The organism is Parapedobacter sp. ISTM3, from assembly GCF_016533505.1.
Lineage (GTDB): Bacteria > Bacteroidota > Bacteroidia > Sphingobacteriales > Sphingobacteriaceae > Parapedobacter > Parapedobacter luteus.
Genome location: NZ_JAENGN010000001.1, coordinates 477365 through 503591, shown reverse-complemented (window position 1 = coordinate 503591; position 26227 = coordinate 477365). Strand labels below are relative to the sequence as shown.

Genomic DNA, 26227 nt, shown 5'->3' with positions numbered 1-26227 from the left:
TCAACAATATGAAGAAAATCAGCATATATCTATTGGCTTTGGTAGGCGCCTGTACCACAGCCTTCGCTCAGGTAGACCGCAGCAAGTATCCCGAACCTGGCCCCGCCCCGCAAATCAACATCGGCGATCCGGTCACCTTCACACTGGATAACGGCCTGAAAGTGTTTGTCGTGGAAAACCACAAGTTACCACGGGTCACCTATTCGCTCGTGCTGGACCGCGATGCCATCCTCGAAGGTGACAAAGCGGGGCTTACTTCCCTCGCCGGCGACATGCTCATGGGGGGCACCACGACACGTGCCAAAGACGAGCTCGACGAGGCCATCGACCGTATCGGCGCACGCATCAGCGTGTCATCCACCTCAGCAAGTGCCTCGTCGTTAAAAAAGTACAACGACCAACTGCTCGAACTGTTTGCCGATGTACTGTTTAACCCGGCATTCCCGCAATCAGAACTCGATAAGCTCAAAAAGCAGTTAATCTCATCGCTTGCAGCGGCTAAAGATGACCCCAACAGCATCATCGGCGTGGTGCGTAACGCCGCTATGTACGGCAAAGACCATCCCTACGGCGAAATCGAGACAGAAAAGACGGTAGGTAACCTGCAAGTCGATGACTTCAGAGACTATTACAACACCTATTTCAGACCCAATGTTGCCTATCTTGCCATTGTGGGCGACATCACGCCAGCCGAGGCGAAGGAACTCGTGAATAAGTACTTTGCTGGATGGCAACGTGCGGACGTACCCAAGCACGAATGGCCCGCCCCTCAAAAAACGCAGGGTAACAGGGTTGTCGTGGCCAACCGCCCGGTAAGTGCCCAGTCGGTCATCAATATCGGCTATCCCCTTGATCTGAAGCCCAACAACCCGGACGTCATTGCCGTCAACGTGATAAGCCGTATACTGGGCGGTGGCTCGTCTGGGCGCCTGTTCCTTAACCTTCGGGAGGATAAGGGGTATACTTATGGGGCCTACGGCGGTATCACACCAGACAAATTGGTGGCCACACTGAACGCCAGCGCCTCAGTGCGCAATTCGGTAACCGACAGTGCCACGCGCGAATTCATCCATGAATTGAAAAGGCTGCACGAAAAAACCATTACCCAAGAAGAGCTCGATCTGGCAAAGGCAGCACTCGCCGGAAGCTTCGGTCGTTCATTGGAGCAGCCTTCGACCATCGCCAGCTTTGCCATCAATACCGAAATGCATAAGTTGCCGAAAGATTATTATAAAAATTATCTCAAAAACATGGATGGGCTCACCTTGGATCAAATTAATAATATTGCTGCAAACTATGTGCGAAGCGATGACCTGCAAATTACCATCGTTGGAAAAGCGGATGATTTTGCGGACAAGATGAATGCCTTTGGCGAGGTGCAATTCTATACCGTCACCGGCGATCCGGAAGTAAACATGGCCATCACGGATGCCAGCGTTACGGCTGAAGGTGTCATTGAAAAGTATATCGAGGCGATAGGCGGCCGCGAAAAGTTGACGGCCGTCAACAGCATCCGGTTGGTAAGCGAAGCGGAGATACAGGGAATGACTGTCTCCATTGAACAGCTGGTTGACCGAAACAAGGGTGTTGCGGTGCAAAACACCAAGCTCGGCGCACAATTGCTGTCGAGCGTCCGTGTCACCAAGGACGCCGTGACCGTATCGGCCCAGGGGCAGTCACAGCAACTTCCTGCCGATGCTGCCGCCGCCTACCAAGCTCTATTGGATATATTCCCGGAGCTGTCTTATCAAGAAAAAGGTGCTCAGTTGGAGTTGGATGGCATCACCAAAGTCAATGACGAGGATGCCTATAAGGTAAAAGTAACCTCGGGCAGTAATGTCTCTACCGAATATTTCAGCGTGGCAACAGGGCTTAAGCTGAAAACGGAAAGCGAGCTGGCCGGCGAAACCACCATGAACAACTACGCCACTTATGAAGGCATCCAGCTGCCGGAAACCATCACCATCGTGAACCAAATGGTACCGTTGCCGCTAAAGGCTGTCACCAAGGAGGTGGTCATCAACGGGGAAATCAGTGAGGACGAGCTGAATCCCTAATTGGATCGATGTCATAAGGGATGGTTACGGGCCGCAAGGCATCCGTAACCATCTTTTTTTAGTTGTATCAAAAACGTATAAACGCCTCAATCTGTTCATTGGTAAACCGGACAGTATCGTCCTTATACAGGTTGCCCTCGGCATCAAACTCACTGAGAATATAGGGAATATGGATGCGCAGCGGCAACACGTGCAACCGCACATAGTGGCAGACGCCCGTAAAATGATCCACTCCCCGGATATTGCCATACTTGCCACTGGATAATCCCACCAACGCGGCTTTTTTATCAAAAAAACTATCGGGAAACTTGCAGGCGTCCACAAACGTTTTCAGAATCCCCGGAAAACTCCCATTGTACTCCGGGATGACAAAAAGAAATTTCTCCGTCGCGCTGATGCGTTCCTGATAAGGGAGAAATGCATCACTCCGGTTTTTGTACATATCGGCCGATATGAAATCGGCCGACAAATCCGCCAACGACAGGATATGAGCTGCCACCCCCCTTTTCGAAAGCTGGTGCTGATAATAACTGGAAAGCTTAAACGTATTACTATGAGGACGGTTTGTACCGGATATAATGGTAATCATAATGGATTAAATTAAAAAGCGTATCTTAGCCCCTCTGATTCAGCATTGCTGAAATGCCCAAAAGTACAAATTAATGAATACTTTTGGGATGCGAAGCAACGGAGCGTTAATTTTTCATCACCCATGGGTAAAATCATTTCAATAGCCAATCAAAAAGGAGGAGTAGGCAAAACGACCACTTCCATCAACCTTGCAGCGAGCTTAGCTGTACTGGAATATAAAACCTTGCTGGTGGATGCCGACCCGCAGGCTAACTCGACCTCGGGTATCGGATTTGACCCGCGCGCCATTAAGGCCAGCGTCTACGAATGCCTAATCAACGACCTTGACCCGCATGAGGCCATCCAGCACACGGAGACACCGAACCTTGATCTCCTGCCCGCACACATTGACTTGGTCGGTGCAGAAATCGAAATGATTAACTTGCATGAGCGGGAATATAAAATGAGGGGGATACTGAACCAGGTCAAAGATGAATATGATTTCATCGTAATCGACTGTTCGCCTTCCCTGGGCCTCATAACCATCAATGCGCTGTCTGCGTCCAATTCGGTCATCATCCCGGTGCAGTGTGAGTACTTCGCACTTGAAGGGTTGGGCAAATTGCTCAATACCATCAAGATTGTACAGAACAGGCTGAACACGGCCTTGGAAATCGAAGGCATTTTATTGACCATGTATGATGTCCGCCTCCGCCTTTCCAACCAGGTCGTGGAAGAGGTGAAGACGCATTTCAACGAACTGGTCTTTGATACAATCATCCAGCGCAATACCCGGCTCAGCGAAGCACCAAGCTTCGGCATTTCGGTGATTATGCATGATGCCAATAGCAAAGGAGCCATCAACTACCTGAACCTGGCACGCGAAATTCTCGAAAAAAACAACCTCAATAAGGAAGAAAAAGAACAAGTAAGCGTATAAAACAACATGGCAGCACAACAACGGAAAATAGGATTGGGTAAGGGATTGAGTGCATTGCTCGACGACTCAGAAGAGGTAATCAAGCGGCCAGCCGAAAATAACGTCACGGAAGTGCCTTCCCCGCGGAAAGCCCCGGGCACCATCAGTGCGGTACCTATTTCGAAAATAGCCATTAACCCCTTCCAGCCGCGAACGGAGTTTGATGAAGAAGCGCTGCGCGAACTGGCAGACTCCATCAAACTACAAGGCCTGATACAGCCCATTACGGTGAGGCAGGCCAATGGCGACACCTATCAGCTGATCAGTGGTGAGCGGCGGCTTAGGGCAGCCAAACTGGCTGGATTGACCGAAATACCTGCGTATATCCGTACGGCTAATGACCAGCAGATGCTGGAAATGGCCCTGATCGAAAACATCCAGCGTGAAAACCTCAATGCCATCGAGGTGGCGCTGAGTTTCCAACGGATGATCGAGGAATGCAACCTCAAGCAAGAAGAACTTGGCGAACGGGTAAGCAAAAACCGATCTACGGTAACCAACTACCTGCGCCTGTTGAAGCTGCCGCCTGCTATACAGGCCGCGATACGCGATGGGCAGCTAAGCATGGGGCATGCCAGGGCATTGATCAACGTCTCCGAAATCGACAAACAGCTTTATATCTTCCGGGAAATCGTCAAGAAGGGGCTCTCCGTCAGGAAAACCGAGGAGTTGGTGCGGGACGTCCAGCAACACGCCAATAGGCAAGCCGACAAGCGGGAAAAAACACCGGCCTTATCTTTCCAATACCAGAAGGTGGAAGATGACCTTGCTTCCAAATTTGCCACTCGGGTAAAACTGAAAGTTTCAGGCAAGAAAGGAAACGGCGCGATCGAAATTCCGTTTCATTCGGAAGACGACCTCAACAGGATCCTTGAATTACTCGATTGGTGATGAACCGCTGGCTTGTTATCGTCTTGTTGGTTCTGGGGACCGTAGGCGGCCTACATGCCCAGGAGCCTGACAGCCTACGCAGGGACACCATACCCAAGATGGCCGACACCCTTGCCGTGGATACCGCCGGCAGGCAGGCCGACGAAACCCGGCGGGAAAGACGGCAGCGGGAACGGCGCGAAAGGGAAGCGCAGGAACAAAAACAAACGGTGTTTAAAGATTCGGCCAGGCTCGCTTTGGAGGCTATGTCTGTACGGCCATGGAAGCAGTCGCTCATGGTACCGGGCTGGGGGCAAATCACCAACGGCGGCTGGTGGTGGCTCAAGGTACCTGTCATTTACGGCGGGTTCGTGGGTGCGGTGCTTGTATTTGAGTTCAACAACCGATATTACCACGATGTATTGCGGGAAGCGCAATATCGCATCAACAACAACCACGCCATCCCGCCCAACACCAAATTCCCCTACCTTGCCGCCGGTAGCCAAGCCACTGACCGCTTGGTTGCGGCCAAAGACTATTACCGGCGTAACCGCGACCTGACGGTGCTGGTGACCGTCGGCTGGTGGGGTATACAAGCCGTGGAAGCCTATGTCACTTCCATGCTCAAACACCGCTGGGATATCGGCGATGATTTGGGCTTCCGGATCTCACCGACGCTGCTGCAACAGCCGCCTACATCATTGGCCTATCAACATAGCCCTTATGCTATCGGCCTGAAGGTAGGCTTTAGATTTTAAAAAAAATCATGTTCCGCTAAAATTGCTTCGCATTTTATGCTAAGTTTGCGGATTAGCGATTTAGTTACATGAATATTGCATTACTCGGATATGGCAAAATGGGGCAGCTTATCGAAAAATTTGCCCTGCAACGTGGTCATCAAATCCACCTCATCGTGGACGAAAGCAATCGGGAAAGCATCGGTGCCGAAGATTTGGACGGCGCTGACATGGCCATCGATTTCAGCAGGCCTGAAGCTGCGGTGAGCAACATCGACTTATGTTTCGAAGCCGATGTACCCATCGTGGTCGGCACCACGGGCTGGTATAACCAGCTTGACGTGGTAAAAAAAAGGTGCCTGGACGGTAACAAAACGCTGCTTTATGGTTCTAATTTCAGTATCGGGGTAAACGTTTTTTTTTATATCAATAAGCTACTGGCCGCTGCGATGAATCCATACAAGCAATACGATGTGCAGGTAGAGGAAATCCACCATACCCAAAAACTGGACGCCCCCAGCGGCACGGCCATCACCATTGCTGAAGGCATCATCGAACATACGGATGCCAAAACGGAGTGGATAAACAACCTGATCGGTGATGGCGAAGAATCCATTCCAAAACCCAATCAATTACTCATTGAGAGCCACCGCATCGAGGACGTGCCTGGCACACACACGGTGTTATACAGCTCGGAGGTTGACCAAATAGAGTTCAAGCATACCGCTCATAGCCGCGCGGGGTTCGCCTTGGGCGCGGTAATCGCTGCTGAATGGCTCAATGGTAAAACCGGATTTTACCAAGTGACCGAAATGTTTAACTTTGGCGGGCAAGTGTAGTACATCAAACAGACATATTTTTAATAAAAACCTATTATGGGATATATCGTTTTTGCAATCATTCTTGTCCTCGTCCATTTCGGCTTATGGAAGCTTTTCATTAAGGCCGGCCGCGCGGGCTGGGAATCCCTCATACCGGTTTACAGAGAATTCGTTATTGCCAAACACATTACCGGACGCCCGGCATGGTGGATCGCATTGTTGCTTATCCCCATCGTGAATATCTTCATTTTTTTCGGATTGTACCTTGATCTGGTCAAGGCTTTCGGCAAACGCCGGTTCTGGGAATATGCGGCCACAGTGTTATTCCCTTTTGTAGTCCTCCCATGGTGGGGCAACGATCCCAAGGTGGTTTACCTCGGCCAATCTGCCACGCCGGAGTTTAGGGAGAAACATCCATATAAAAAGTCTGTTGCCCGCGAATGGGCAGATGCTATTGTGTTTGCCGTGGTGGCAGCAACGCTCATCCGCGGCTTTCTTATTGAGGCTTACATGATACCGACAGGCTCCATGGAAAAAAGCCTGCTCGTAGGCGACTTCCTGTTTGTCAGCAAGCTGAATTATGGTCCGCGGGTACCCATGACGCCTGTTGCTTTTCCCTTCGCGCATCATACGATGCCGCTGACCGGTGGCAAGGCCTACTGGGAAGGCATCAAACTAGGGTACAAACGGCTACCGGGTTTCCAAGAGATTGAACGAAATGACGTCGTCGTATTCAACTACCCCATGGAAGCTGATCCGCCTTTCAACAGGCCTATCGACAAGCGCGAAAATTATATCAAACGTGCCGTAGGCATCCCCGGTGATACGATTTCGCTGCGCGAAGCGCAGCTCTATGTCAACGGCAAACGGGCTTTTGAGCCACCCAACGGCCAATTGGACTATTACGTATACACCGATGGTACCGGCTTGAACCCGCAGCGCCTGCTGGATATGCGCATCGAATCCAATCCATACGCGCGGGAACCTTACCAACTCTTCCTTACCGACAAGGCTTATGAGGAGGTGAAGGGCTGGGCCAATGTAAGCCGCATCGCACCCAATATCAGGCACCGTGACACGGCTGAGCCCGGCGTATTCCCAAACAATCCGCTGTACCACTGGAATATCGACAACTTCGGGCCGATTATCGTACCCAAAAAAGGGTGGACGATAACACTCGATAGTCTGACGATGCCCCTCTATGAGCGCGCCATCCGCGTATACGAGGGCAACGAACTGGAAAGCCGCGAGGACGGCATATACCTCAATGGCAGCAAAGCGGACAGCTACACCTTTAAGATGGATTACTACTGGATGATGGGCGACAACCGCCATAATTCAGAGGACGCTCGCACGTGGGGGTTTGTACCCGAAGATCATATCGTGGGCAAAGCGTTGTTTGTATGGCTGAGCTGGGACAAACACGGCACTTTCCTGAGCAAAATCCGGTGGAACCGGATTTTCATGGGGATTAAGTAGGGATTGGGGATGGCGATCAGTGATTAGCGGCCAATACCGACCGCTAATCACCGCCTGCCAACTGCTCCAAATACCGCTTAATCGTCGTTTCCAGCCCCAGATACAATGCATCGGCAATCAGGGCATGGCCGATGCTCACCTCCAGCAATCCCGGTATATGCTGGCTGAAATACCGCAAATTGTGCAAATCAAGGTCGTGCCCGGCATTAAGGCCCAGGCCTGCCTGCTGCGCCACCTTAGCCGCCTCAATATAAGGCGCGATGGCGCGCTCCCGGTCTTGATGGTATAACCGTGCATAAGATTCGGTGTATAATTCCACGCGATCGGTGCCGGTCTGTGCCGCAGCTTCTACCAGCTGGGGATCGGCGTCAACAAAGATGGAGACACGGATGCCGGCTTCTTTAAACTGCGCACAGGTCTCTTGAAGATAGGTGCGGTGTTTGATGGTATCCCATCCATGGTTGGACGTAATCTGCCCCGGATCATCCGGCACCAGCGTCACCTGGGCAGGTAGCGTATCCAGCACCAGGCGGACAAACTTCTCCTCCTGGCTATTGCCTTCGATATTGAGCTCGGTCTTGATGGTTGCCTTTAAATCGTAAACGTCCTGATACCGGATATGCCGTTCGTCCGGCCGTGGATGTACGGTGATACCCTGCGCACCAAAGCGCTCACAGGCCAACGCGGCCTGGAGTACATCCGGGTTATTTCCACCCCGGGAATTGCGGAGTGTTGCAATTTTGTTGATATTGACGGAAAGTCTTGCCATGATTTTTTTTACAAAGGTATAAACTTAGTTAAATTGCTGCGCAGTTATCAATCGCTCTTCAGCCATCGAGCGTTTTTTATAGTGGAAATTTCCTAAATTGCGGGAATTATGGAGAGTCTCGACTTTAGTTTTAGGTTACTGGACATCATTGACATCTTTCTCGTAGCTGTCATCCTTTACTATATCTACAGCCTTATCCGGGGAACGATTGCGGTCAATATCCTGATTGGATTGGGACTGATATACATCATCTATATCCTTGTCAAGCAATTCAACATGCACCTGCTTACCAACATCTTCGGCGGGTTCATCAGCGTAGGGTCATTGGCCTTGGTCGTGGTTTTCCAGCAGGAAATCCGGCGTTTCCTCATCCATATCGGCAAAAATATCTCCGTCAAGCGAAAGAACTTCCTTTGGTCGTTCTTTGTGAGCAAAAAGGCCGCCACACAAGATAATCGCCTGCGCCTCAAGCCCATCATCGATGCGTGCAGGAGCCTATCCAAATCTCATACGGGAGCATTGATGGTCTTTGCCAAATACTATGATGAAGAATATTACCAAACCAGCGGCGAATACCTGGACGCTCATTTGTCAAAACGGCTTCTGGAAAGCATCTTTCAAAAAAACAGCCCATTGCATGACGGCGCCGTGGTCATCGTTGATTTTAAAGTCATGACCGCCAGCTGTGTTCTGCCGCTGTCGGACAGTGAAGATTTACCGCTCCATTTTGGGCTGCGCCACCGTGCAGCCATTGGCGTGACGGAGGTGAGCGATGCGATTGCCGTGGTGGTCTCCGAAGAAACGGGGGAAATTTCATTTGCCAAAGACGGCAACGTAAACATGAATATCAGCCATGAAGAGCTGGAGGAGCTGTTGAACGTCAATCTGTAGGCCTCTCTTGTAAGCAAAGGCCCGTGCCGCTTTGCGCAGACCGGGCCTTTACGACAATTTCGGATATATTGGCGCGTGCTTATCGCTGAGCTTCAGCCAGCACCTGGCCGTTCAGCCGCACATATTCGGGATTGTTTTGTTGCTTTGCAATCGCAACACCTTCTGTAGCGGTAGCAGCCGCTCCGGCTTTGTCTCCGGCCTTGAGTTGTATGCGAGCTTTCCAATACTTGATATACGGTGCGGGATTAGGTGCCTTATCGGCTTCGTTGATCCACGCCAAGGCTTTTTGGATATCCTTGTTATTCGTATAATAATATTGTGCGGCTTGCAAATACGGCTTCTTTTCACCTTTCATGGCTTCATCGATGGAGGCCATAATTTCGGCATCTTGATCGACTATCAAATCGAAGCCGATTTGTGTATTTTCCCAGGCGATGTTCAATTTGGCACTTTGCGCGGTCACATCGGAAAATGTCATGATGAAGGTTTCCACCGGTTTGCTCAACTTTTCGGGGTTAACCTTAAAGCGGAATAAATCCTCTTCCTGCTTATAGGAGTAGGCGCCCCATTGTTTGCTGTTTTTTGAAAAAATAACCGTCCATTCGTCCGCCCCCGGTATGGTGAGCAGCCCGTACGTACCGGGCGGCACTTTATTTCCCGCGATGGTCACTTCGGTATCAAACGTGAGCGATGGAATGTTGTTGGCTCCCGTACGCCATATAGCGTCATAAGGTTCCAGCCCGCCAAAAATTTTCCGCCCGTTCAAGTTAGGACGGCTATAGGTAAGTGTCACCGTACCGATACCGAGACCCTGCGTGATGGTCTGCGCGCTACTGGCAGGAGGCAACTTCAATTGAGCGTTTGCTGGCTGCCATCCCATGGCAACCGCAATGGCAAGGATTGCCGATGCAAAAAGTCGTTTCTTCATGTTTCTGTTGTTCGTTTACAATGGTCCGAAATTAAGAAATATCCGGCAACATTACCGAAATATTACAATTCGTGCATAATACACCTTCATTCCACACGTTTTAAAGGTGTTATTTCACAAAGTCCTGTTTTCCTGTGCTGTGCTGACGCATGGCGCAGGAAAATCAGGCACAAGCCCTCCGATAGCCTATTTTTTCCCAGCCGTATGGCCGCTTGCTGCGTAATACAGGATATAGAGGTAGCATACGCCCATCAGCAATAGAAACACCAACTGGAAGTCGTAGCTATCCTTCAATGTGGCGAACAACTGCGGGATAACGGCCCCACCGGCTATGCCCATGACCAACAGCGCGGATCCCTTTTCGGTAAACTTGCCCAAACCGGCGATGGCCAACGGCCAAATCGCTGGCCACATCAACGCATTGGACAAGCCCAGAAGCGCCACAAAGGCAACCGAAACATAACCGGCAGTCAGGTACGCCCCTGCTGTGAAAACAATCCCCAAAACGGCCGATAGCTTCAGCGCCTGCCCTTGGCTCATGACTTTCGGTATCGTAAACAGGCCGATGATATACCCTACCAACATGGCGCCCAACGTAAACGAGGTGTAGACGGTCGTCTCCTCGGGCGGGATATTGAATCCCTGTGCATAGGCACCGATGGCATCCCCGGCCATTACCTCCACGCCGACATACAGGAAAATACACAATGCCCCAAGCAATAAATGCGGGAATTGGAGCACGCTGGTCTTTTCCCTGGCCAACGACGCATCGCCTACCGGTTCAGCGTTTATCTCCGACGCATTGATCTCGGGCAGGGACGACTTGGCCACCCAAATGGCCAGAACGACCAGTATGAGGGCCATCACCATGTAAGGCGCGTATATTTTGGCTGCAAACTCGTTGAGTATGGCTTCGGCAGCTTCATGCGACCCCGCCTCGGCAACACGTTTATCCAGATCACGCACATCTTTAAAAACCAGTGCACTGATGACAATCGGACTCAAAATACCCGCAAGCTTGTTGCATATCCCCATGATGCTGATGCGGCGCGCGGCAGTCTCAATGGGCCCGAGAATACTGATATATGGATTTGACGCTGTTTGCAGCAACGACAAGCCGGAGCCAATGACGAACAGCCCCGCAAGGGAAATGTTGTAATTTCGTTGGGTAGCATAAGTACCGAAAATGAAGGTCCCCACAGCCATGACGAGCAACCCCAGGGCCATGCCTTTCTTCATGCCGGTACGCTCCAATATCCAGGACGACGGCAGCGCCAAAAAGAAATAAGCCATGTAAAACGCTGTCGTGACCATGAATGCTTTGGAATAGGTATCCAAGCTGAAGGCCAACTTCACGAATGTAATCAGCGGACCGTTGATCCAGGTAACGAAACCGAAAATAAAAAAAAGTGCACCGATGATGACCATAGGTCCGACGGTGGATTTAGGAGTAGTAGCATTGACACTCATGTCGGGTTAGTAGTTAAATGTTGTTGTACTTACAAGACTATGAAATTAAATCTACAATTGGAATAAAAAAGATTATGCAAACGGTTGATTAGTTTTCGATGAGCGGTGGCCGGCAAAGATGGCAGATGGTCGACGACCGGCATAAGGTTTTCTAAAATAGGAAACGCCCTGAATTATCAGGGCATTTCCTACACCTAAACCGTATCATAAAACCATGGAAATGGTTTCGTAGATATCTTAATTACAAAAGAGCGTTAAAAAGGTTTTTTTGTTTTTTTATTTTTTATCGCTTGATAAGTGCACGCTGCCGACACCGTCGACCGGCTCCTGTTCCACCGCTGGTCGCTGCCCCCAATTAAACCCGTTCAGGTGGCTGGAATGAAGCCCCGGACGCAGCGATGTGAATCATTCTCCCAGGTACCGTTCGCGGATGATGTTGCGGTGATGATTAAGGTGGCCTGCAATAATGTACATGAAGGCACGAACACTGATAAGCCGCTCGGAAGCAAGCCCCTTGCGCATCAACTCGTGGTCGTTTAAATGCCTGAAAAGCATTACGTTTGATTCCCTGACCAACGCAAACTCATCGGAGAGACTTTTCAATGACCGCTCATTGAACCGCGCATTAGCGACAAAGTCGTCCGGTTCAAAACCAATCAGTTCTTTGGTATCGTTGCGTGCAAACCGCAACGCGCGATAGGCCATAATTCGCTCCGTATCAATGATATGGCCCACCACTTCTTTGATCGTCCACTTTCCTTCGGCGTACGCATATTCGGATTTTTCCTCGGGGATGCCGGCCAGGAACATCGGAAAGGTCTTGACTTGTTCATTGAGCAAGTCCATGATATCTCCCGAGATGGTCTCTATGTAGGCGGTGTAAATTGCCGGATATTCATCAGATTTGAGCGGGTTCATACGTTTGGCTACTTGGTAATACAATTCTAAATGTGGTTCCTTTGTCTATCTCAGACTCTTTTACAAAAATCTGCCCTTTATGATATTCGATCATCCGCTTGGTAAGACTTAATCCCAGTCCCCAACCCCGTTTCCGGGTGGTAAAGCCCGGCTGGAATACCGCATCGAACTTGGCGCGCGGAATCCCTTTTCCGGTATCGCTAATGTCTATAAAAATTTGCTCTTTTGCAATATTCTCTGAAATCACAATATCGATTCGACCTGCGGACTCAATGGCATTTGCCGCATTCTTCAACAGATTTTCGAGTACCCAATCGAATAACGGCACATTAAGCATGGCTTCGACTTTGGTATCGCCTGAAACGTTGAAAATGATCTTGTCGCTCGTCCGTACCTTGAAATAGCTGACAAAATCGACCACCACTTTATATACTGCATGACTTTGTAGCACCGGCGCCGAGCCGATTTTGGAAAACCTGTCGGCAACGATTTCCAGCCGTTTCACATCGCTCTCCATTTCGATGAGTAAGGGATCGTTTTCGGCATCAAACTTGGCACGGACCAATTCCAGCCAAGCCATGAGCGACGATATCGGCGTACCCAATTGATGGGCTGCTTCCTTGGCCATCCCCACCCAGACGAGATTCTGCTCGGATTTACGGATGGAGTTAAATACGGTGTAGGCAATGCCCAGGAAAATCGCAATCAGCGATAGCTGAACGTAGGGGAAAAAACGCAGTTGGTTTAACAGCAGCGAATCTTTGTAATAGACAAACCATTGACCTCCGTTGGGGAGGTTGATGATAATCGGTGGATGGCTTTCCTTCATGATAGCCAGTTGCCGATTGAAATATGCCGGGTCATACTGGAGGTTGTCATCGTTGCTATCTGCTAAAATATTGGTTTTGGTAGAATCCAGATCACGCCAATAGATGATGCTGTCATGAGCATCGGCGATAATGGCCGGAAGCGAAAGGCTATCACGAACGGCATAAATGAATGTAATGGCCTCATCGTCTAAATCGGGCATCGTAATGATGTTTCGCGTGCTCATCGCCCATACCTCGGCCTTGGTCCGCTCAGATTTGGAAAGGTTCCTTACCAGGTAATTTGTGTACAGCAGCGACGCCCCTGCAATGAGCGCCGCAAAGATTAACAAAGCAAATTTCCAACGTTGTTGGTTATATTGGTAAGGAGTGAGATTCATTCTTCTGCCGTAATTTTCACTCGTTTTGTCATCCCATCATCCGCCTGTATGGTCAGGTATGCCTGATTTTCCTCAATATCCAGCAAGCTTTCAAGAATTAAACTACAGGTCTCCCGTTGCGAGATATCAACATCGTTGATCGCCATGATGCGATCGCCCACCCGTACACCCGGATCACCGTTTCCCCAGATAATCCCGACTACCAGTTTATCCCCAGGTATCGTTGGAGAGAGGCTCCAATCTTTTATTGTCTTTTGATAGGTAAGTTTCATGGCCGTCACATCGTGAGGCGCAAAATAAAAATGTTTATTTATACCATCTATGGTCACATTACCGTAACGTAGCAGTCCCGCTCCCAATCTTGTATTCGAACCATCCTGTGTGGTGGTACTGACGTCAGCAAATTCGACGCCACCGATTTTCAATGCCGGTAGCAACACACGATAGCGCGTGCCGCCTACCCCTTCGCCATGCAACCCAATCTGCGCATTCCCAAATCCACGTTCTTTCAAGCGGAATGCTTTGCGCCTTTTTCTGGAAAAAACAGCATAACTGCGCTCGCTTAAACTATAAAAATTGCCGTCGCCGGTATCAAAAAGCACACGCTCTGATGCCTGTTTTGCTGGATGCACCTCCACGAATGGCAGGCTTTGTATGCTATCCAACAGGAGGCCGGTCCGAAAATCTGCATCGACTGCCACGTGCCGGATATCGTCGGTAAGCACAATCACCTGCCGTTGTGCGTCAAAATGGACGATGGAATTTCTGGTCATGTTGCTCCCAATAAGCCCCTCGACATCAAAGCACTTCAATATCAGGTTGTCCTCGCTTGCCACCAGAGCAGGAATTCCATCAAAACGCGTCGCACCGATACTTATTCCATCGATATTGACCACATACATTGAATCGCGTTGCGCATTTACATCAGTTATTCGCTTTTTGGCCAACGTGTCCGCATACAATTCCGCGGCGAGCCGACGAGAAACCAACAAGGGCGCACCGGTATCCCAGATAAATCGCCTCTCCTTATTTTGAATGGCTATGCGCACAATGATTTTATTACGCACCCCTTCATAAGGAATCTCTTCATAGTACCCGGCGTGCTGCGTGCCCCCCCGGTTGAATGCCACGGTATCCTGCGGTCTACAAAAGCCAACAAAACAACCCGGTACAACGAGGAATAACAAAATGGACAAACTGCGCATCATATAAGCGGATCTTAAATCCACCGCCAAAATACATAATTCTGCCTTAAATGGTGGTTTCGGTGCCGCATTTTTTATCTTTGCGACATGGATCAGGACAGGAACGTAAGGGTGCGTTTTGCACCGAGCCCCACGGGAGGGCTGCATTTGGGTGGTGTGCGCACGGCGCTATTCAACTATTTGTTTGCCAAACAGCATGGCGGTACGTTTGTGCTGCGCATTGAAGATACTGACCAGACCCGCTTTGTACCGGGTGCCGAAGCATACATCCAGGATTGCCTCCGCTGGTGCGGCATTGAGCCCGATGAAAGCCCCATCCATGGTGGCGAGCACGGCCCCTATCGCCAGAGCGAACGCAAAGCCAATTACCGGGCATATGCAGAACAACTCGTAGCCAATGGCTATGCCTATTATGCCTTCGACACAGCCGAGCAACTGGATGCCCAACGTGCGGCACATCCCAACTTTAAGTATAGCCATGAAAACCGGCAGCAACTGCGCAATTCACTCAGCCTACCCGCTGACGAAACCGAACGGTTGCTCGCGGAAGGCCATCCGCACGTCATCCGCATCAAGATGCCAGTAGGCGAAACCATAGGTTTCGAAGACCTTATCCGGGGGATGGTAAGCTTCGACTCGTCGTTGGTGGATGACAAGGTGCTGCTCAAGGCTGATGGCATGCCCACTTACCACCTGGCTGTGGTGGTCGATGATTACGTGATGGCCATCACCCATGTCTTCCGCGGCGAAGAATGGCTGCCCTCCGCGCCTGTACACATCCTGCTATGGGAATACCTTGGCTGGCGCCACGCCATGCCCAAGTGGGCTCACCTGCCGCTCATCCTTAAACCCGACGGTAACGGCAAGCTCAGCAAACGCGACGGCGACCGGCTCGGCTTCCCGGTATATGCAATGAACTGGCTTGACCCCCAGACCGGCATTCTCACGAAGGGCTTTCGCGAAATGGGTTTCCTACCCGAAGCGTTTGTGAATATGCTGGCGTTGCTTGGCTGGAACGATGGCACCGACCAGGAGATTTTTACACGCGATGAGCTGGTAAGCAAATTTTCCGTAGAACGCATCAGCAAGGCTGGCGCCAAATTTGATTTCGAAAAAGCCAAGTGGTTTAACCACGAGTGGATAAAGCGGAGCGACGGCGACACCCTGCTTTCCGAGCTTCGCAGCCTGCTGGCGGCCAACGGCGTCATCGATCCCGATGAGCAATACCTCTCAGCAGTGCTGGCGCTGGTAAAAGACCGGCTCACGTTCACCACCGATTTTTGGGAGCAGGCTTCGTATTTCTTCAAACAACCGGAGGGATACGACCTTGCCGCCATACAGCCCAAGTGGAATACGGAAAAGACCGCGTTCTTCGCCGATATGATTGCCAAGCTGGAAAATTTTGCGCCCTGGCATAGCGCCGAGTTAGAGAGCTTTTATAAGTTGGCCATTAATGCTTCAGGCATGAAAATGGGTGAATTAATGCTCCCATTCCGTGTCATGCTGGTGGGCGGCAAATTTGGCCCGCACGTGTTTGACATCGCTGCGCTGCTTGGTCGCGAAGAGACCGTAGCGCGCATGAAGAAAGGCCTGGAAGCGTTTACCCAAGCAACTCCTTGATATCATCCTGCGTGAGCGACTTAATGAAGCTTTCCTCGGTAGTGATAAGTGTGTCGGCAATGGTTTTTTTGCGGTTTTGCAATGCCAATATTTTTTCTTCCACCGTATCTTTTGTAATGAATTTATAGATAAACACATTGCGTGTCTGCCCGATGCGGTGGGTCCTATCTATGGCCTGCTGTTCTACCGCCGGATTCCACCATGGATCAAGGATGAACACATAATCGGCTTCCACCAGGTTGAGCCCCACGCCCCCCGCTTTGATGGAGATAAGGAAAAGCCGGGTATCTTCGTTTTCCCGGAACTGCTTGACTACTTCTTCTCGGTTTTTAGTTGCGCCATCCAGGTACGCGTAGCCGATGCCGTGTTTTTCGAAATATTGCTTAAAAATCACCAGCTGTTTCACGAATTGCGAAAATACCAGCACTTTATTCCCCCGCTGCAATACGCTTTCAAGGGTGTGAATGACGCTCTCGAACTTGCCGGATTCTCCTTTGAACGTGCTATCGACCATACGCGGGTGGTTAGCCAGCTGCCGTAGCCGGGTGAGCCCCTGCAACAACGTGATTTGCGGCGTTTTATGCTTTTCGTCACCCAAATTTTCCAAGATGGCATTGCGGTATTCTGATTTTATCCGCTCATAGCGCTCGGCTTGTTCGTCTCCCATCGCGCAATAAAAAATCTGTTCCGATTTGGGGGGCAGTTCAGTAGCCACCTGGCTCTTGGTACGCCGCAGGACAAACGGTTTGATGATGGCCTGCAAACGCCGGGCCTTTTCTTCGTCCTTCTTTTTTTCGATGGGCTGTACAAACTCCTGTTGGAAATAATGGTAACTGCCCAGCAAGCCCGGATTGAGAAAAGCCATCTGCGACCACAAATCGGCCACGGAATTTTCCACAGGCGTACCGCTAAGCACCAGCCGGTGTTTGCTCTTGAGACTTTTCACGGCCTTGAATGACTTAGACGTCGGATTCTTGATAATCTGGCTTTCGTCGAGGATGATGTAGTTGAAATAAAAGGCACTCAGCAGTTCCTCGTCACTGCGGACAATGCCATAGGTGGTGATGATGAGGTCGTAGTTTTCAAATGCGGCTGCTTCCTTATGCCGGCCTATACCGGTATGCACCAAGATGCGGAGATCGGGCACGAATTTGTCTGCTTCGTTCTGCCAGTTATACACGAGTGAAGTGGGCATGACAATGAGCGACGTCTTGGGGCCTTCCGCCTGGGTCATCCCCTCTTTCTGTTTCTGCAGAAACGCCAACGTCTGGATGGTCTTCCCCAGGCCCATATCGTCTGCCAGGCAGCCTCCAAAGCGGTATTGCTGCAAAAAGTGGAACCAATTGTAGCCTGCCTTTTGATAGGGCCGTAAGGCACCCTTGAATTGCTGGGGCTCTTCAATATCTGCAATCGCTTCAAACCCGGCCAACTGGGCCAGTTTGCGGTCCATCGTCAAGGCCGTATGCTCGGAGATATCACTGAGTAATCCCACATGGTACTTACTCAGTCGAATAGTCTTCTTATCTTCCGAAAAATGGAACAGCTGATTGTAGCGGGCAAACCATTCTTCGGGAATAATGGCGACCTCACCATTTGGCAGGACAAATTCTTTGACACTGTTCAGGATATGGTTGCGCAACTGTGTGAACGGCACTTCGTACTGGCCAAAACGCGCAACAGCCTGCACATCAAACCAATCATTATTTTCATTGATGGATAGATCCAACTCCGTACGGCCAAAGAAAAACCGTTTGTTGGGGTCCTCTTGCACAATTTCATAGCCCAACCGAAGAAGTTCTTCGTTGTGATCCCGCAGCCAGTCCATCGCCGATACCGCCTCGTTGCCCCTGGGCTCAGGCTCGAGGTTGCTGAAAAGCGCACTGGCCTTGTGCAAGCCCATGTGCAGCAGCTCCTGCAAGCGGTTTTCCTCCCAGTGCAGTGAGCGCTTGATACGGTGAAAGGTGTATTGATCTGCCGCCTCATCGTATTGCATCCGCACGGTCACTTTATTCTCGCCGCCCGACGCAAAAAGGTATGGGCCATAGCGGAAATCCAACTGCAGTTGGGAGGTTCCGTTTTCAACATAAAGCAACTTGATGACGGGAACCGCGTTGTGCTGATGTGTTTCGATGGCAAATCCTTCTGCATACACGTGGTGCTTTTCAATCAACCCTCGCACGAATGTTTCAAAATATTTGCGTTCGGTCGACCGCGCTACAGCGATATACCGCTTTTGAAGAAACGGCGACAGCTTTTTTCCTTCCAACGGTTGGTCGAAATGGTACAACACATTTTCGAGCAACAGCCAGGCTTGCTGATTGATGATCACCTGTGCGTCTTTATACATAAACTCGATACGCTGCCCCTCATACTTTATGGTTGGGAAATAGCGTGTTTCTTCGCCGTTGCGGCGAAAGTGGAATAACACCGACGCCGCGTGCGGAGCGATTTCAATCCGCTGCTCCGCGGCATATCCGTCTTTGCTCATCAAAAACAAAGGTTTTTCTTTGAGCAATTCCAATGCCTGCAACAGGCGCCGCTCGATTTTGGGCCGGATGTAGTCGAAAAACTTTTGATCAAATATTTTGGCGAAAAAATCTACCGGCCTGACGGGCTTCTTGTGGTAGCGCTTTATGATATTGGTTTGTTCTATTTCTTCCAGCAGTTTAATGAGCTTGTGGTCGGTCTCGTCCAACACGCCCGCATAGTCTGCTGATGTATTGCTGAAAACCCGTCTATGCGTCAATGAATATCCACCATTGGGATTGAGCTGCACGACGTGCGGTTCGATGAGATAACCCAGATAGGGGTGTTCGCAAAGGGAATAGACCAACTCGTAAGGCTGTGTAGTATCGACTTGCTGCATCTAACAACTGTGGTATCTGAAAAAGGCATCAAAGATACGGAAATCTGCGCAATAATCCCGCTGTCTTCCGTAAGACTTGTGCCATCCGGCATTTTTACTGCGCGATAGCGGCTTGGGCAACGCGGATTTCGTCGTATCCGACGTCAGGCCCCAACATGTTTTTGATGGCTGAAAACGACTTTCCAGGGTGCTTACGCAACGTATCTAAAATGGTCTCCAATTTGGCTGCATCCACCAATTGGGTGGCTTCGACACCGTTGCCGATGAATTCAAGGAGATGGCCGATCACCGTGCCGGCGGTTAACCCCCGCTCTGCTGAAATCTCATCAACGGATTTGCCCGATCGGAACAGCTCAAAGCTGATGCGCTTCGTTTCGCCCTTTTTTGTTTTGCGCGCCGCGGCCATGTCGGGCAATTCCGATGCGTCTATTGCAATGGTTGCCAATCCGTTCGCCTGGGTCATTATCGCTTGCAGATCATCGCCCTTGACCAATGCTCCCGTAATGGAGGCACACTGCCGCAACTGCTCCCGCTTGCGCTTGAAATCAATGAGCGGTTCTTTCAGCGCTTCCACGTACTTCTTCGTCCTTTTTTTAACCGCCCAAGTGCGTATATGCGCTTCCAATGGCACCACCAATTCGTCGTCGATGCGGGGCAAAAACCAATCTACGGCTTTGGCGGTACGCTCGTGGATCTGGGCGTAGTCGGCATGTTCTTGCTTGTTGAGCAAGCCATTCAATTGGTTCCTGAATCGATTGGCCACTTCCCGCAGGTGTTCGCAGGTGTGGCATTGCGCCTGCATAAACTGCATAGCTTCGGTCAGATCGGCGATATTGCGTTTGGCTAAATCGGCTTTCAATGCAGCCAATGCTTCGACAGCGGCGTCCCACCTGAAGGCCTGAAGGAGCATATGCCCGATGTAGTGGCGTTGGGAGGCTTCCAATAAGGCGGGCACCTCCTCATCTGCCAGCGTGTTGCTCGAAAAACGGGCCACCTGCTGGTCTGTACGAATGCTATGCGCGGGGATGCGCGAATACAACACCAACCCCTCTAACGTGCGAAGGCGGCTCAGGGCCACATACACTTGGCCGGCGGCGAAGGAGCCCCCCGCGTCGATGATGGCTTTGTCAAACGTTAGCCCTTGGCTTTTGTGGATGGTAATCGCCCATGCCAACCGCAAGGGGAACTGGGCAAAGGTGCCTAACACCTCCTCCTCAATTTTATCTTCCGCTTTGTCATAACGATACCGGATATTTTCCCAAGCTTCGCGTTTCACCTCCACCGCGTCGCTGCCGTCGGTGAAATCAACGATCAACGCATCCCCCGAAGCGTCGATATGCTTAACATAACCAATTTTGCCGTTGTAATAGCGCCGTTCATCCCCGCTGTCGTTACGGATAAACATGACTTGCGCACCGATTTTCAGTTCCAGCTCCACTTCCGCGGGATACAGGCTTTCGGGAAAATCGTTTGACACCTTAGCCTTCAATGCGATGGGTTTGCCCGGAAGCGCGTCAAGCTCTCTCCGGTTGATGGCATCGGCCCGGTGATTGTGGGTCGTCAGCGTGATGTAAGGCTCATCGCTGGATGGCAGGAAATCGGGGCGGTAATAACGATTGAGCAACTCCAGCTGTGCAGGCGAACAACAGTTGTTGCGGATATCGTTGAGGATATCAATAAAAAGCTGTTCGCTTTGCCGATAAATCTTCTTGAGCTCCAGCAATAGCGGTGGATGCGCTCGCAACACCTTTGCATCGAAGAAAAAGGGAGTCGGATAATACTGGCTCATGATCGCCCACTCCCGCTCTTTCACCACCGGCGGCAGCTGGTACATATCGCCGATAAATAACACTTGTAGACCGCCGAAGGGACGGGCATCACGCCGTACCGATTTCAGGATGGCATCAATGGCATCCAGCGTGTCGGCCCTCAGCATGGATACCTCATCAATCACCAGCAAATCGATTTCCTGGAGGAGGGCTCGCCGCTGCTTGGTCAGCTTCACTTTCCCGAATAGCCGGCGGCGGTTGTATATATGGCTATCATCATCGTTCCACGCGAGCTCATACTCTTCGATATACAGACCGAAGGGCAACCAAAACAACGAATGCAGTGTCGTGCCGCCTGCGTTCATGGCTGCCACGCCCGTTGGCGCGGCAACAGCCATTTTCTTATAACTATGCTGCCGGATATACCTGAGAAACGTTGTTTTCCCCGTGCCGGCTTTACCGGTAAGGAAAATGTTGCGGTTCGTCTGGTTCACAAACGATACGGCTTGCATGAATGCCGTATTTTGCACGTCTAGTTCGGCCATAATGCTGAAGAAGGTTTACTGTCAATGTTAAACAGCAGGTAAACAAACAAAAGTACTATTTTTTTGGATAGTTGCGGCCGGTGTATACGATAAACTTCCGGTTGTCTCCAGCTGCCGTTTATACACCGAAACAATTTCCTGATGTTTAGATTCATTATAATTAGTACCTTTGTACCCTTGTTAGCAAAGTCCATGTAATGTCACAACATCAATCCATTAACCAATTAAGAAAGGGAGAAACAGCAACCATCGTTGGATACCTCGCCGATGAGATACCCATTAAAATCTACGAAATGGGATTATTACCTGGGGTCGTGCTAACCTTGAAACGGCAGGCGCCATTCAATGGACCGGTTTGCATCCATATCCGGGACAACCCCAATGCCATAGCGTTGCGCCGGTCTGAGGCAGCCCTTATTTTAATCGAAACCCTATCATAAAAACATGACCGAGACAAAAATCGCCTTGGTGGGCAACCCCAATGTAGGTAAATCCACGGTATTCAATAAACTGACTGGCCTGCGCCAGAAGGCGGGCAACTATCCGGGCATCACTGTGGAAAAGAAAACGGGAAGCTTTACTTATCAGCATACCAAATATCAGCTGATTGATCTCCCCGGAGCCTATGGCATTCACCCCTCTTCGCTGGACGAGGAAATCGTTTATGAGGTACTCGTTGATAAAAACAATCCGAACCACCCCGAGCTGGTGGTCGTTGTGGGCGACCCGTTCAACCTGAAGCGCTCGGCCCTGCTTTATCAGCAAATACGGGAGATCGGATTACCGGCCATTTTTGTGGTGAATATGATTGATGAGGCCGAACGGGCAGGAATTTCCATTGATGTAGACCGGCTCGAAAAGGTGCTTTCGACCAAGGTTGTGCTTACGGATGCGCGCTCGGGCAAAGGCATTGATTTGCTGAAAGCCGCCCTGCAATACAAACCCAACGGCTACACTCCCGCATTCAGCATTCCGGATGAGTATGCCGCTGTCACCCAACAGGTGAAGGAGCAGCTGGCACCTGCCAACGATTACATCGCATGGTTGTATTTGTCGCAAAAACGCAGCAAACACTTGGATGCCACAGCGTCTTCCGAAATCAGCGCCATCCGGCAAGAAAACCAGATTAATTATCATCGGCTGCAAATACACGAAACGATGGCAAGGCACAGCACGCTGGATCGCCAGCTGGCCAATGTGCTGAAGGATCCAGCCAAAAAGCGTGAAAACCTCACGGCTCGCCTTGACGACTTGCTGATCCACCCGGTTTGGGGGTATGTTGTCTTCTTCGCTTTGCTCATGCTGATTTTCCAGGCCATATACACATGGTCGGGCCCCTTCATGGATGCCATAGATAACGCCTTCGCGTGGCTGGCAGCCAGTGCCGGCGAACGATTGCCGGACGGCCCGCTTAATGGCTTGCTGACGGACGGCATCATCGCCGGTATCGGCGGCATCGTCATTTTCATCCCGCAGATTGCCATCTTATTTGTGTTTATTTCCCTGATGGAGGAATCCGGCTACATGAGCCGGGTAGTCTACCTGATGGACCGGTGGCTACGCCCCTTCGGGCTCAGTGGTAAAAGTGCCGTACCCCTCATGTCGGGCGCAGCCTGCGCCATTCCGGCGGTGATGTCTGCCCGCACCATTGAAAACGATAAAGAGCGATTGATCACGATACTGGTCACACCGTTTATGACTTGCTCCGCGCGGCTGCCCATTTACATCATCATCATCGGCTTGGTCATCCCCCAAGAGCGTTTCTGGGGATTGGACTTACAAGGACTGGTGCTCTTTGGTATGTATGTATTGGGCATATTAGCGGCCTTAGGAAGTGCCTGGGTGCTGAAACAATTGATGAAAACCGACTATAAGAGCTTTCTGATCCTCGAAATGCCCACCTATAAATATCCCGTGGTACGCAACGTACTGCTGAACGTATGGGACAAAACCATGGGCTTTATACTGGGTGCAGGCAAGATCATTTTGGCCATCAGCGTTATCCTGTGGGTATTGGGCTCGTTTGGGGTAGACGATCGGTTTACCAATGCCGAAGATATTGTACGTACCGAGCGTCCGGAGCTCAGTGATGAAGCCCTTGAAAATGAAGTACAGTCGCAGCAGCTGGAATATTCGTTCCTTGGTACAATGGGCCGGTTCATCGAGCCGGCAATAACGCCCTTGGGCTACGACTGGAAGATGGGTATTGGCCTGATATCTTCGTTTGCGGCCCGCGAGGTATTTGTCAGTACCATGGCTACCGTTTACAGCTTGGGTGGCACGGATGATGAGCTGACCATTCGCGAGCGTATGGCGAGTGAAATCAATCCCAACACGGGCCGTCCGGCCTACAATTTTGCCTCGGGTATATCGTTATTATTATTTTATGCGTTTGCCATGCAATGCATGAGTACCATCGCTATTGTCAGAAGAGAGACAAATTCGTGGAAATGGACATTGATACAATTGACATTTATGACCGGATTTGCGTATCTTGCAGCTTTGATGGCATACCAACTTTTGAAATGATCAATGGATGCGATTACGATTCAATACCTAGCCATTAGTGCGCTGTTTTTAGCAGCACTGGTTTACCTGATTCGGCGAACCAGACGCTCCTTCAATGGAAACAAGGGGTGCTCAAAAGGGTGCGGGTGCGAATTTAGTGAGAAAACAAAAGCGCTGAAAACCGAATAGGATATTGAAAACCTGTCGGGTTTCTATTATATTAGCCGCTTCAAATAAAAAAAACCAATGACTTACCAAACGAAGGAAGAACTTTTCAACGAGATAGCAGGGGTCCTTACAGGCCAAGGATTCCAAATCGTACAACAGGACCAGACGCGTCCGTGGGGTGGTTTTTTCGTGATTGAGGAATCCCAAGCCCAGGAATTTGCGAATACCTATTTCAATGGGCTTGACGTGCAGGAGCTCAAGATCTCGGGAAAGCTCAGCCCCAAAATCCTCATCGTAGCCCCCGGAAAGCGCCTTTCCTGGCAGTACCATCACCGCCGCGCCGAAATCTGGCAGGTGGTACGCGGTATCGTCGGCGTGGTGACCAGTGACACCGATGAAGAGCACGAATTGCAAATCCTGAATCCAGGAGACGTCATCCGGCTCGACCAGGGAGAGCGCCATCGCCTCGTAGGACTTGATGAATGGGGGGTACTGGCTGAAATCTGGCAGCATACGGATGCTTCCAATCCGTCGGACGAAGACGATATTGTAAGGGTACAGGACGATTTTGGAAGATAAGGCAGGTTAGTGCGCTTGCTCCACGTATAGTTCGACCTCCTCGTTGACACGGTGGTAGGTCGCGGCTGCCTGCTCGGCCAATCGATCGGTAAAAAGGATACCATAAAGGTGGTCGGTTTCATGCTGGAAAATAACAGCTGTAAAGCCTTCTACCATTTCCTCATGCTCAGCTCCATCGATGTCCTGGTAAGTGAGGCGTATGGCGTAGTTGCGCAATACCTGACCCATGGTATCCGGGATGGAGAGGCACCCTTCCAGCCCCTTTCGCAGCAATTTGGACCGCCACGTGATTTTGGGATTCAGGTAGAGTTCGAATGGCTCGCCTGCCTTGTCGAAGCGCTGCACCCAAATCAGATTTCGGTTTATCCCAACCTGCGGCGCTGCAATGCCCACACCAGGATGCGTCGAATCTCTCACTGCCTGGTACATCCGCTTAGCCAATAACGGCACTAACCCGTCCTGCGGATCGATATCATCCGATAGGGCCTTGAGTATACGCCCCTCATCGGGCACGGTATCCTGAATGACGCGCAACAGTTGGGCGGTGTCTCCGGAGAGAATCAGGTTTCGCTCGGCTTCCGTCAAGGGGTTCGGCGGGCTATCGGGGCGTGGTCGTTGCTTCATGGGGCCAGTGTATTTTTTTTCGCCTGCGGGAATGGGTACCGGCAGGTTGTTCGCTTTGGGAGGTACCGGACAGCGATAGCCGCTGCTATATGCGCAGTAAGGGTTGTAGGCAAGATTAAAGTCGATAATGATATAACCGCCGTCTATATCCGAAACTGACAAATCAAGGTACCGCCCGCCACCATAGGTACCATCGCCATTCGTTGCATCGGTAAAGGGCAAAAACAGCTGATTCCGATAGGCGGGACTGACAAACAGATCGGCACTTCGATACATTGTCAATTCAAGCGGCTCGCCGTTTATCTCAAAGCGGGCCTTACCGTAACGCACATAAGCTTTACTCGTGCCGTCGGATGTAGGCATCCTAAACGGCTGCTCGCTATGGAGAAGCTCTACCGCCGCATGTACGCGATATGCGGCATCCGGTTTGTAATGGTGGAGATGCTGAGCATCCCCTTCGTTTAGCGGTGTGGATGGATCCTTCAGAAAAGCGGCCACGCGGTTTTTCCGCAGCGTAAGGATGCTATCTCCATAGGTCTGCGCCTTGGACAGGCTTATGCAGCCAACAACCAACACCACAGCCCATAACACCTTACGTTGTAAGTACCTGCATTGCATGGCAAAATGAATCGTTGACATCGCTGGAT

General features: G+C 50.7%; 21 protein-coding genes. 11 read left to right on the top strand and 10 right to left on the bottom strand.

The window, feature by feature from the left end:
• Window positions 1-8 precede the first annotated feature (8 nt).
• Window positions 9-2057: a pitrilysin family protein gene (locus JHJ32_RS02130; protein ID WP_200119541.1), complete on the top strand. Its 2049-nt coding sequence runs from the start codon at window positions 9-11 to the stop codon at window positions 2055-2057.
• Window positions 2058-2124: 67 nt separating this feature from the next.
• Here JHJ32_RS02130 and JHJ32_RS02125 read toward each other — a convergent pair whose 3' ends face one another.
• Window positions 2125-2646: an NADPH-dependent FMN reductase gene (locus tag JHJ32_RS02125; RefSeq protein WP_079714995.1), complete on the bottom strand. Its 522-nt coding sequence runs from the start codon at window positions 2644-2646 to the stop codon at window positions 2125-2127.
• A gap of 123 nt (window positions 2647-2769) precedes the next feature.
• Between JHJ32_RS02125 and JHJ32_RS02120 the strand changes: the two genes are divergently transcribed.
• The 5 genes from JHJ32_RS02120 (at window position 2770) to lepB (ending at window position 7513) form a co-directional block, all read left to right on the top strand.
• Complete coding sequence (locus tag JHJ32_RS02120; RefSeq protein WP_079714994.1) at window positions 2770-3567, top strand: ParA family protein; 798 nt, start codon at window positions 2770-2772, stop codon at window positions 3565-3567.
• 6 nt (window positions 3568-3573) lie between these two features.
• On the top strand, window positions 3574-4497 hold the full coding sequence (locus JHJ32_RS02115; protein ID WP_079714993.1) for a ParB/RepB/Spo0J family partition protein: 924 nt from the start codon (window positions 3574-3576) through the stop codon (window positions 4495-4497).
• Window positions 4497-5234: a DUF5683 domain-containing protein gene (locus JHJ32_RS02110; protein WP_200119540.1), complete on the top strand. Its 738-nt coding sequence runs from the start codon at window positions 4497-4499 to the stop codon at window positions 5232-5234. Before JHJ32_RS02115 ends, JHJ32_RS02110 begins: the two co-directional genes overlap by 1 nt.
• A gap of 68 nt (window positions 5235-5302) precedes the next feature.
• Window positions 5303-6052 carry a 4-hydroxy-tetrahydrodipicolinate reductase gene (gene dapB, locus JHJ32_RS02105; protein ID WP_200119539.1) on the top strand — a complete coding sequence of 250 codons (750 nt, stop codon included), beginning with the start codon at window positions 5303-5305 and terminating at the stop codon, window positions 6050-6052.
• Window positions 6053-6088: 36 nt separating this feature from the next.
• Window positions 6089-7513, top strand: a complete 1425-nt coding sequence (gene lepB, locus JHJ32_RS02100; RefSeq protein ID WP_200119538.1) for a signal peptidase I — start codon at window positions 6089-6091, stop codon at window positions 7511-7513.
• 43 nt (window positions 7514-7556) lie between these two features.
• On the opposite strand, the gene JHJ32_RS02095 is transcribed toward lepB, so the two are convergent.
• Complete coding sequence (locus tag JHJ32_RS02095; protein WP_079714985.1) at window positions 7557-8282, bottom strand: pyridoxine 5'-phosphate synthase; 726 nt, start codon at window positions 8280-8282, stop codon at window positions 7557-7559.
• 108 nt (window positions 8283-8390) lie between these two features.
• Here JHJ32_RS02095 and cdaA point away from each other — a divergent pair, with 108 nt between their 5' ends.
• Complete coding sequence (gene cdaA, locus JHJ32_RS02090; protein ID WP_079714984.1) at window positions 8391-9173, top strand: diadenylate cyclase CdaA; 783 nt, start codon at window positions 8391-8393, stop codon at window positions 9171-9173.
• Between the two features lie 79 nt (window positions 9174-9252).
• Here cdaA and JHJ32_RS02085 read toward each other — a convergent pair whose 3' ends face one another.
• From JHJ32_RS02085 to JHJ32_RS02065, 5 genes are all read right to left on the bottom strand, one after another.
• Window positions 9253-10101 (bottom strand): DUF2911 domain-containing protein, encoded by an 849-nt coding sequence (locus tag JHJ32_RS02085; RefSeq protein WP_200119537.1) that lies wholly within the window; start codon window positions 10099-10101, stop codon window positions 9253-9255.
• A 186-nt stretch (window positions 10102-10287) separates the two neighbouring features.
• Window positions 10288-11571 carry a sugar MFS transporter gene (locus tag JHJ32_RS02080; protein ID WP_233632433.1) on the bottom strand — a complete coding sequence of 428 codons (1284 nt, stop codon included), beginning with the start codon at window positions 11569-11571 and terminating at the stop codon, window positions 10288-10290.
• 405 nt (window positions 11572-11976) lie between these two features.
• Window positions 11977-12489, bottom strand: a complete 513-nt coding sequence (locus JHJ32_RS02075; RefSeq protein ID WP_079714981.1) for a DinB family protein — start codon at window positions 12487-12489, stop codon at window positions 11977-11979.
• On the bottom strand, window positions 12470-13696 hold the full coding sequence (locus JHJ32_RS02070; RefSeq protein WP_079714980.1) for a HAMP domain-containing sensor histidine kinase: 1227 nt from the start codon (window positions 13694-13696) through the stop codon (window positions 12470-12472). The genes JHJ32_RS02075 and JHJ32_RS02070 overlap by 20 nt, the downstream gene beginning before the upstream one ends.
• Window positions 13693-14904, bottom strand: a complete 1212-nt coding sequence (locus JHJ32_RS02065; RefSeq protein ID WP_200119535.1) for a retropepsin-like aspartic protease — start codon at window positions 14902-14904, stop codon at window positions 13693-13695. The genes JHJ32_RS02070 and JHJ32_RS02065 overlap by 4 nt, the downstream gene beginning before the upstream one ends.
• An 84-nt stretch (window positions 14905-14988) precedes the next feature.
• On the opposite strand from JHJ32_RS02065, the gene gltX reads away from it, so the two are divergent.
• On the top strand, window positions 14989-16521 hold the full coding sequence (gene gltX / locus JHJ32_RS02060; RefSeq protein WP_079714978.1) for a glutamate--tRNA ligase: 1533 nt from the start codon (window positions 14989-14991) through the stop codon (window positions 16519-16521).
• On the opposite strand, the gene JHJ32_RS02055 is transcribed toward gltX, so the two are convergent.
• On the bottom strand, window positions 16502-19387 hold the full coding sequence (locus JHJ32_RS02055) for a DEAD/DEAH box helicase (protein ID WP_200119533.1): 2886 nt from the start codon (window positions 19385-19387) through the stop codon (window positions 16502-16504). The two genes, gltX and JHJ32_RS02055, sit on opposite strands and share 20 nt — an antisense overlap.
• Window positions 19388-19481: 94 nt before the next feature.
• Window positions 19482-21701 carry a helix-turn-helix domain-containing protein gene (locus JHJ32_RS02050; RefSeq protein ID WP_200119531.1) on the bottom strand — a complete coding sequence of 740 codons (2220 nt, stop codon included), beginning with the start codon at window positions 21699-21701 and terminating at the stop codon, window positions 19482-19484.
• Window positions 21702-21898: 197 nt separating this feature from the next.
• On the opposite strand from JHJ32_RS02050, the gene JHJ32_RS02045 reads away from it, so the two are divergent.
• From JHJ32_RS02045 to JHJ32_RS02035, 3 genes are all read left to right on the top strand, one after another.
• A complete protein-coding gene (locus tag JHJ32_RS02045; RefSeq protein ID WP_079714975.1) occupies window positions 21899-22141 on the top strand; it encodes a FeoA family protein in 243 nt (80 codons plus the stop codon).
• 4 nt (window positions 22142-22145) lie between these two features.
• Entirely contained in the window at window positions 22146-24230 is a 2085-nt protein-coding gene (feoB, locus tag JHJ32_RS02040; RefSeq protein WP_200119529.1) for a ferrous iron transport protein B, read from the top strand.
• A 225-nt stretch (window positions 24231-24455) separates the two neighbouring features.
• The gene (locus JHJ32_RS02035) at window positions 24456-24956 is read left to right on the top strand and encodes a phosphoheptose isomerase (protein ID WP_079714973.1); all 501 of its coding nucleotides are present in this window, start codon (window positions 24456-24458) and stop codon (window positions 24954-24956) included.
• A gap of 6 nt (window positions 24957-24962) precedes the next feature.
• Here JHJ32_RS02035 and def read toward each other — a convergent pair whose 3' ends face one another.
• The gene (gene def / locus JHJ32_RS02030; RefSeq protein ID WP_200119526.1) at window positions 24963-26219 is read right to left on the bottom strand and encodes a peptide deformylase; all 1257 of its coding nucleotides are present in this window, start codon (window positions 26217-26219) and stop codon (window positions 24963-24965) included.
• Window positions 26220-26227 lie beyond the last annotated feature (8 nt).